This is a genomic window from Brucella pseudintermedia (assembly GCF_008932435.1).
Lineage (GTDB): Bacteria > Pseudomonadota > Alphaproteobacteria > Rhizobiales > Rhizobiaceae > Brucella > Brucella pseudintermedia.
The window spans coordinates 69,546-78,125 of record NZ_WBWE01000016.1 but is presented as its reverse complement, the minus strand read 5'-3'; the positions used below and the strand labels follow the sequence as shown (position 1 = coordinate 78,125).

Sequence of the window (8,580 nt, the reverse complement as noted above, 5' to 3'; positions counted from 1 at the left end):
CGCGATTTCTCGATCATGGCCAGATCATACTTGCCCTTGTTGGCATTGGCCTTCAGATGGGTCGAGTCGGTATAGAGCACTGTGCCATCGACCAGCCCATGGCCAATCGCCTGTTCGACGATATGGTCGAAGATGTCCTGGGCCACCGATGCGTCGTTGAAACGCCGGCGGCGGTTCTGCGACAGCGTCGAGGCATCGAACACACCATCGGTCAGCTTCATCCTCAGAAACCATCGATAGGCGACATTGACCTCGATCTCGCGCACCAGCTGACGTTCCGAGCGGATGCCGAACAGGTAACCGATGAACAAAGCCTTGAACATCAAGGTCGGATCGAGCGCCGGGCGGCCGTTGTCGGCGCAGTAAAGTCCGGCAACGCGGTCGTGGATGAAGGAGAAGTCGATCACAGCATCGATCTTGCGAAGCAGGTGATCCTTCGGAACCAGACTGTCGAGCGTTACCATCTCGAGAGCTGTCTGCGACGGAGCGGGTTTCTTCAGCATGACCCAATGAATCACAAACCCCTGAACAAGGCCAGGGGTTTGTCAGCAGTCTGAGCCGTCTCAGATGAGACGGCTTTTTATTTCAATCGTCTTATCGATGACGACCGGAAACGAATTACTTGATCTTCGTTTCCTTGAACTCGACGTGCTTGCGCGCAATCGGGTCGTACTTGGTCTTTGTCATCTTTTCCGTCATCGTGCGGCTGTTCTTCTTCGTTACGTAGAAGAAGCCGGTGTCAGCGGTCGACAAAAGCTTGATCTTGATCGTCGTAGCCTTGGCCATATCGAATTACCTGCTCTGTATCTTTGCCGGAGCATGATCTTGCCGAAAATCGGTTCCCAATTCTCGGGATCATGCTCAATGGATGGAAACCTCCAGCGATTCCGGCAATCTCATCCGGCAGCGGAAATTTGGCGCGACACTACGTATTGGTGGCGAAAAGTCAAGCCCGCTTCTTCCGCAAAAGCAGCCTTCCTGCTGCAAAGAGTGCATATGCGGCAAAAAACACACCGAGTGTCATCGGGAATCCCTTCGGTCCCAGCATATCCATGCCGACACCGACGGCCTGCGGTCCTGCAAGCATACCGATGGCGTAGCAGAACACAAAGGCAGCATTGGCCGATGCCAGTTCCCGCCCGGTCAGTTCAGAACCGAGATGTGCAAGGCCGATCGTATAGAGGCCAGCCACCACGCCGCCCCAAAGGAACAGGATGCCCGCCATGAGATACCAGTGCTGCATGAGATAGGGCAGGGCGATCATTCCGATCAGGCCGGTGGTTGCGCAGAAAAGCAGAAGCTTGCGGCGATCTGAAATGCGGTCGCTGACTATGCCGAGCGGAATCTGCATCAGAACATTGCCAAGCCCGATCATCGTGAGCAGGAGAGCCGCATCGGCCTCCGGATAACCGATGCGGGCTCCGAAGACCGGAAAGAGCGCAAAGCCACCGGTTTCCACAGCGCCGAAAACGAAGACGGCCATGGTTGCTGTCGGGACGGCAAAAATGAAGGGCAGAAACGGAACGTGTTCACCTTCCTCGAAATCGGGACTGTCACGCCACGCGATGGCAACCGGTATGAGGGCAATCATGATGATGGCGAAGCCGACATAGAAAGGCAATCCTCCCGTGCTACCGATTTTCGAGAACAGCCACGGACCGAGCGCAAAGCCGAGGGAAAGCGACGTTGAATAAATTCCAAGCACCAGACCGCGCTTTTCAGGCGGTGCCGACGCATTGATCCAGTATTCCGACAGGACAAAAAGCACGGTTAGCGCAAAATGCAGAACGATGCGCAGCGCAAACCAGGCCCAGAGCGGCTGAAAAAAGTGAAAGCCGAGAAACGCACCGCTTCCAATGACAAGCATGAGGAAAATCGCCTTGACCACGCCCAGTCGTGCCGCAATGGGCGCGGCAAGGGGAGCTGCAACGATGGACGCCAGGCCCGCAACAGCAGTATTGGCTCCGATCAGGCTCGCCGAATGGCCACGGCTCTCCAGAAGAACGCTCAGCAACGGGATGCCCAGGCCGATGGCGGCGCCAACCGCGCTGATTGTCGCTATGGCTGCTGCGAGCGAACGCCAGTGCATCCGGCCCTCTGCTGGCCCGCCGCCAGGTTCTTGCGGGACAAGATCGGCGGATTGAATTTCTTGATTCATGGAGTTCAGATCACTTCGCGGACAAAGCGGCCGTGCCGCTTGCAATATTGTACCACCGGCAAGGCGGCAGGTAACTCAAAGTCGGCATCTGTCAGAAGCGCCTGCGCTTCTTTCAGGATTGCCTGGGTGATGTGGGCGAGGTCGAGCCTATCGATTCGATCAATCGAAACCCAGTCCAAATCCTCCAATTCCCCGCTCGGAACGAGCGGTTGCCCGTCAAGTTCCGGTATATGATCGCGAAATGCCATAAAAAAGCGCGTGTCGAACCGACGGACGTTGTCCGGAGGCGTTACTGCACGCGCAAAATAACGCAGGCTGCTCAGCGCCGGTAGTGTACCGTTATCGAGGAATGCGGACCAGTCGCGATGCGTGGGGAAGGCAATTGGTGTCGACGCAGCTTGCCCTATACGAAGGCCGGTTTCTTCAAAGGTTTCGCGGATGGCGCATAGGCCGAGAGCACGAGCACGGCGCAGCGACGCGCGAGCGCCCATGCCCGCCAGCAGCTTGGCGACATCATTATCCCGCAGTTCGGTAGTTGCTGCTACAGCGCCATCTGCAGGGTCTGCCCGACCACCAGGAAAGACGAACTTTCCGGGCATGAAAACAAGGCTGGAATGACGCCGGCCCATAAGAATACGCGGCTTGCTGCCAGACCTGTCGACGAGCAGCAACGATGCGGCATCGCGTGGACGCAAAGCTTTTCCGGCTTTGATCGGGGAAGATGGAAGTTGATGCATGGCGGTCACGATGACGCTTAGGTCACGTCGCCATATTCGCCTTCGCCCTTCCCTCCGAAACCGTGCATATAAAGCGCCCACTGCAGCCCGATGGTTGCGCCCTTGATCGGCTGCAACAGCAGCAGTGACATGATCACGGTCAGAGGGCCCCAGATCGCCATATGAGCCCAAAGCGGCAGATTGGTGGTCGCTTCCACGCCCATGAAGGCGCCAACGACCACATGTCCGACGATCAATATGGTCAGGTAGGCGGGAAGATCGTCTGCGCGTTGTTCCGTATAGTCTTCATCACACACGGAACATTGCGCCACCGGCTTTACAAAGGCCCGGAACAGCTTTCCTTCTCCGCAATGGGGGCAACGTCCGCGAAAACCGCGCCACATGGCCTCGCCCAAAGGACGCTTTGGGTGTGTGACCTTGGGACTGGCGCCACCGAAAACCTGTACATTTTGCGCGGAATTGGCCTCTAGCGTGCTCATCAGCGACCTCTTCTCTTCTGACGCGGAATACCCGCAGGTTTACCCCTTCGTCCACGCATCGTCCGGCTTGCCTTGTGATGTGAGCGGGTCGACATTGGCAGAGGATGCGGTTCCGAAACCATCTCAAAACGAAGCGCACCCGCGACGGGGAGCGCTTCCACTAGCCGAACCGTCACTGTGTCACCGAGCCGGAAGCCTTTACCGCTCCGTTCCCCGGCAATCGCGTGGTTCGCTTCATCATATAGATAGTATTCATGACCCAAAGTTGAAATGGGTACCAGCCCGTCTGCGCCATATGTCGCAAGATTCACGAAAAGACCGGCTCTCGTGACACCGGTAACGCGTCCCTCATATTCATCACCTAGATGTGCGGCGAGGAAATGGGCAATAAGGCGGTCTACCGTCTCACGTTCGGCCAGCATGGCGCGACGCTCAGTCGAGGAGATCAGGGCAGAGATTTCCTCCAGATGCGCTTCTTCATCGGTCGTGAGACCGTCGTTGCCAAGGTTCAGGGCCTTGATCAGCGCGCGATGAACGATAAGGTCCGCATAGCGGCGGATCGGCGAGGTGAAGTGTGCATAGCAGTGCAAATGCAGACCGAAGTGGCCGATATTATCGGGGCTATATTCTGCCTGACTTTGCGTGCGCAGCACGACCTGATTGACCAGTTCCTGTTGGTCAGAGCCTTCCACGGCCTCAAGAATCCGGTTGAACTGTGCTGGTTGGAGTTCAGCACCCTTGGCGAGGCTAAGGTCCAGCGTGCGCAGGAATTCCCGCAGGGTTTCCTGCTTTGCAAGCGCCGGGGCGTCGTGGATGCGGAAAATCAGCGGCTGGCGGCGCGCTTCCAGTGTTTCAGCAGCGGCGACGTTCGCCTGGATCATGAACTCTTCGATAAGCTTATGCGCATCAAGCCGTTCCGGAACGATTACCTTGTCTACCTTGCCGTCGGGCGTAAGCAGGATTTTCTTTTCCGGCAGGTCGAGTTCCAACGGCTCCCGCGCGTCACGCCCCCGCTTCAGCACGGCATAGGCGTTCCATAGCGGTTTCAGGATGCTGTCGAGAATAGGCGCGGTCTTGTCATCCGGCGCACCGTCAATTGCAGCCTGCGCCTGCGAATAGGCCAGCTTCGCCGCGGATTTCATCATGATGCGATGGAATTTGTGCGATTTCTTGCGTCCGTCGGCCGCAAAAACCATACGGACAGCAAGGGCAGGGCGATCTTCCAGTTCACGCAGTGAACAAAGATTGTTTGAAATCCGCTCAGGGAGCATCGGCACAACCCGGTCCGGGAAATAGACCGAGTTACCGCGCTTCTGCGCTTCACGGTCGAGAGCGGAATTGGGACGGACATAGGCCGCGACATCGGCAATTGCCACGATTACAATCTGGCCGCCCGGGTTCTCTGGGTCCTTGTCCGACTCCGCATAAACCGCGTCGTCATGATCCTTGGCATCCGCCGGATCGATGGTGAGAAGGGGTATGTCGCGCCAGTCTTCACGCCCCTCCATCATGGCTGCTTTCGCAGCTTCTGCTTCGCTTAACGCTTCAGCCGGAAAAATATGCGGGATCTCGTGCTCGTGAATGGCAATCATCGACAGGGCTTTCTCGCTGTCGATTGAGCCCACCACTTGGCGAACCTTGCCGCGCGGCAATCCCTGACGACGCGAGGAAATCAGGTCTACTTCCACGAGGTCTCCGGCTTCGGCATTTTCCAGATGTCCGGGGTCGAGCTGCACTTCCGGCTGCTTTCGGTTTACCGGATCAAGCCGCCATTCACCATTACCGAGCTTGCGCACAACTCCAAGGACCGCATTTGTGCGATGCTCGAGGCGCTTCATCACCCGTGCGGTATAGTCCGGTCCGTCGCGATCTTCATTGCGGAATATTTTCGCCAGAACGCGATCTCCGACGCCGACTGCCGGACCACCTTCCGAGGCTTTGTTCAGGCGGGTGCGGCGGATAAGGACGGCGGGCGGCTTGCCGTAATTGGCCTCGTCCCATTCTGACGGGCGCGCGAGCAGACCACCGTCTTCGTCGCGTCCGGTAATATCAAGCACGGTTACGGCAGGCAGCGCACCGGGGCGGGACAATCTGCGCGCACGTTTTTCAACAAGGCCTTCGTCGGAAAGCTCACGCAGAAGGTCTTTCAGATAGACCCGCGCATCACCCTTGATGTTGAATGCTTTCGCCAGTTCGCGCTTGCCCGCCCGGTCGGGGTTGTCCTCGATATATTTGAGAACCTCTTCGCGGGTTGGCAGAAACGCGTGCTGATCACCTCTACCCTCGGCGGATTTTGCTTTAGCACGCCGTTCGGTCCGCGCGGACCGGCCGGTGTCGGATTTGGAAAAACGGCGTGCCAATTGCTACTCCTCTGCCGCCTCGGCCTTGGATTTGGCTTTCGGCTTGGCTGTCGACTTGGCTTTTGCTGGCGCCTTCTTGGTCGCAGTTTTCTTTTCCGTGCTGGCTGAAGCTTTGCGGGCAGGGGCCTTCTTGCTCTTGGAAGAGCCAGCCTTTTCCGTAATCAGCGTTAGCGCCTCTTCCAGCGTGACACTTGCAGGGTCCTTGCCTTTTGGCAAGGTGGCGTTGACCTTGCCCCAGTTGACATAGGGCCCATAGCGACCGTCTCGAACGGTGATAGCTCCACCGTCGGGATGCTCGCCAAGCGTCGCCAGCGCTGCGGGTGTGGAACGACCGCGACCGCCTTTCGATTGCTTGTCGGCAAGAACTGATACCGCACGGTTGAGACCGACAGAGAAGACTTCCTCGGCATTCTCCAGATTGGCGAAGGTGCCGTCATGGCTGACATAGGGCCCATAGCGACCGATACCGGCAGAAATCATCTTGCCGGTTTCCGGGTGCTGGCCGATGTCGCGCGGAAGGGATAGAAGCGCAACGGCTTTCTCATGATCGAGCGCGTCGACGGTCCAGCCTTTTGGAAGGCTGGCGCGCTTGGCTTCCTTGCCTTCACCACGCTGGACATAGGGGCCAAAACGACCTGTCCGTGCGGTGATTTCCTCACCGGTGAACGGATCCTTGCCAAGCGATTTCGGTTCGTCCGCCGCCGCGGCTTCACCGTTGGCATCACCGCCGAGCTGGCGCGTATACTTGCACTCTGGATAGTTGGAGCAACCGACGAATGCGCCGTATTTGCCGAGCTTCAGCGAGAGCGTGCCGGTGCCGCAAGTCGGGCAGGAGCGCGGATCGCTGCCGTCTTCGCGCGCCGGAAATACCAGTGGCGCCAACTCTTCGTTCAGTGCGTCGAGGACATTGGTGACGCGCAATTCCTTGATATCATCGACCGAACCGGAGAAATCGCGCCAGAAATCGCGCAGCACATCTTTCCATGAAAGCTTGCCGTCCGAAATAAGGTCGAGCTTTTCTTCAAGGTCGGCTGTGAAATCATATTCCACATAACGCTCGAAGAAGCTTTCGAGGAAGGCGGTAACCAGACGTCCCTTCGGCTCTGGAATAAGCTTGCGCTTGTCGATGGTGATATATTCGCGGTCGCGAAGCGTGGCCAATGTTGCGGCATAGGTCGAGGGACGGCCGATGCCAAGCTCTTCCATCTTCTTGATGAGCGAAGCTTCCGAATAGCGCGGCGGCGGTTCGGTGGAATGCTGGGTCGCATCGATCTTCTCGCGTGCCAGCGCTTCGCCGGAGCGAATTTCCGGCAGCTTTGCGCTATCCTCGTCGTCGTCCTCTTCCTCGCGATGATCCATATAGGCGGCGAGGAAGCCATCGAATTTGGTGACCGATCCGTTGGCGCGCAGTGTGGCCGAACGCGGGCCGTTATTGGCTTCGATGTCGACGGTTGTGCGCTCGATATCGGCAGCCTGCATCTGGCTGGCAATGGCGCGCTTCCAGATCAATTCGTAAAGCCGAGCCTGATCGTCATCGAGATAGCGGCGTACATCCTTCGGGTGCCGCGAGAAATCCGTCGGGCGAATGGCCTCGTGCGCTTCCTGCGCGTTCTTGGCCTTGCTGGAATAATAGCGAGGCTTTTCCGGCACATATTTTGCGCCAAAGCTTTTGCCGATTGCATCGCGGGCCGCATTGATGGCTTCGGGCGCCATTTGCACGCCGTCGGTACGCATATAAGTGATCAGACCGGCAGTCTCGCCGCCAACGTCGACGCCTTCATAAAGCCGCTGCGCCACCTGCATGGTGCGCGATGCAGAGAAACCGAGCTGGCCGGAAGCCGCTTGCTGCAAGGTCGACGTGGTGAATGGCGGTCCTGGATTGCGCTTGGTCGGCTTTGCTTCGACGGACAGGGCCTTGAAGCTTGCGCCTTCGAGCATTGTGCGAATGGCATTCGCCTGTTCGCCATTCTTGATATCCAGCTTGCCGAGCTTCTTGCCGTCTACGGCGGTCAGGCGGGCAGTAAAACTGTCATTGCGCGGTGTCTTCAATAGAGCGGCAATGTTCCAGTATTCCTCACGGATGAAGCGCTCGATTTCCGCTTCGCGATCCGCAACGAGGCGCAGTGCTACTGACTGCACACGGCCTGCCGAGCGCGCGCCCGGCAGTTTGCGCCACAAAACAGGCGAGAGCGTGAAGCCGACGAGATAGTCCAGCGCGCGGCGAGCCAGATAGGCGTCGACCAGAGGTTCATCGATATCACGCGGATTGGCAATGGCGTCGAGAACAGCTTTCTTGGTGATGGCATTGAATGCCACACGCTTGACCGTCTTGCCTTTAAGCGCTTTCTTCTGGTTCAGTACTTCGAGCACATGCCAGGAAATGGCTTCACCTTCGCGATCCGGGTCGGTTGCGAGAATGATGCCGTCGCTGTCCTTTAACGCTTTGACGATATCTGCAAGACGTTTGGAGGAATTGCTATCCACCTCCCACGACATCGCAAAATCTTCATCGGGGCGAACCGAGCCGTCTTTAGCTGGCAAGTCTCGCACGTGACCGAACGAGGCCAGAACCTTATAGTTCGAACCAAGATATTTATTGATGGTTTTTGCCTTGGCAGGCGATTCGACAACAACGACGTTCATTTAAAGCAGCCCAGATTCGCGTCCCATGGAGACAAAATATCTCCTCTCCGCGATAAATTCGTTGTCTTCACATGAACAGCAGGCAGCGTTTGGTCAAGAGCAGGACGACAAAAATAACGAAATACAACTTAAAATTGCTGTTAAGTTGAGCGTAACCAGTAGTAGCATAGAATGAAACGAAGAGAGATTTATCTCGGGGGAGA

7 protein-coding genes are annotated in these 8,580 nt (G+C 57.3%); all 7 read right to left on the bottom strand.

Features of this window, described 5'->3' with window-relative positions:
• Window positions 1-503 (bottom strand): transposase (locus F9K78_RS19485; RefSeq protein WP_167518138.1); only part of this gene is annotated, 503 nt, incomplete at its 3' end.
• 115 nt (window positions 504-618) lie between these two features.
• A complete protein-coding gene (gene rpmG, locus F9K78_RS19480) occupies window positions 619-786 on the bottom strand; it encodes a 50S ribosomal protein L33 (protein WP_002966024.1) in 168 nt (55 codons plus the stop codon).
• Window positions 787-946: 160 nt separating this feature from the next.
• Window positions 947-2,089, bottom strand: coding sequence for an MFS transporter (locus F9K78_RS19475; RefSeq protein ID WP_121986521.1), 1,143 nt, complete (start codon window positions 2,087-2,089; stop codon window positions 947-949).
• Window positions 2,090-2,163: 74 nt separating this feature from the next.
• Complete coding sequence (locus F9K78_RS19470) at window positions 2,164-2,895, bottom strand: NUDIX hydrolase (RefSeq protein ID WP_121986522.1); 732 nt, start codon at window positions 2,893-2,895, stop codon at window positions 2,164-2,166.
• 17 nt (window positions 2,896-2,912) lie between these two features.
• Window positions 2,913-3,374 (bottom strand): DUF983 domain-containing protein, encoded by a 462-nt coding sequence (locus F9K78_RS19465; RefSeq protein ID WP_121986510.1) that lies wholly within the window; start codon window positions 3,372-3,374, stop codon window positions 2,913-2,915.
• Window positions 3,374-5,734, bottom strand: coding sequence for a ribonuclease R (gene rnr, locus F9K78_RS19460; RefSeq protein ID WP_121986509.1), 2,361 nt, complete (start codon window positions 5,732-5,734; stop codon window positions 3,374-3,376). Before rnr ends, F9K78_RS19465 begins: the two co-directional genes overlap by 1 nt.
• Before the next feature lie 3 nt (window positions 5,735-5,737).
• Window positions 5,738-8,377 carry a type I DNA topoisomerase gene (topA, locus tag F9K78_RS19455; protein WP_121986508.1) on the bottom strand — a complete coding sequence of 880 codons (2,640 nt, stop codon included), beginning with the start codon at window positions 8,375-8,377 and terminating at the stop codon, window positions 5,738-5,740.
• Between the last annotated feature and the right edge of the window lie 203 nt (window positions 8,378-8,580).

Bases quoted from the DNA above. Each gene is read 5' to 3' on its own strand.
- rpmG (WP_002966024.1), bottom strand. From the start codon at position 786: ATGGCCAAGGCTACGACGATCAAGATCAAGCTTTTGTCGACCGCTGAC.
- F9K78_RS19470 (WP_121986522.1), bottom strand. From the start codon at position 2,895: ATGCATCAACTTCCATCTTCCCCGATCAAAGCCGGAAAAGCTTTGCGT.
- topA (WP_121986508.1), bottom strand. From the start codon at position 8,377: ATGAACGTCGTTGTTGTCGAATCGCCTGCCAAGGCAAAAACCATCAAT.
- F9K78_RS19475 (WP_121986521.1), bottom strand. From the start codon at position 2,089: ATGCACTGGCGTTCGCTCGCAGCAGCCATAGCGACAATCAGCGCGGTT.
- F9K78_RS19465 (WP_121986510.1), bottom strand. From the start codon at position 3,374: ATGAGCACGCTAGAGGCCAATTCCGCGCAAAATGTACAGGTTTTCGGT.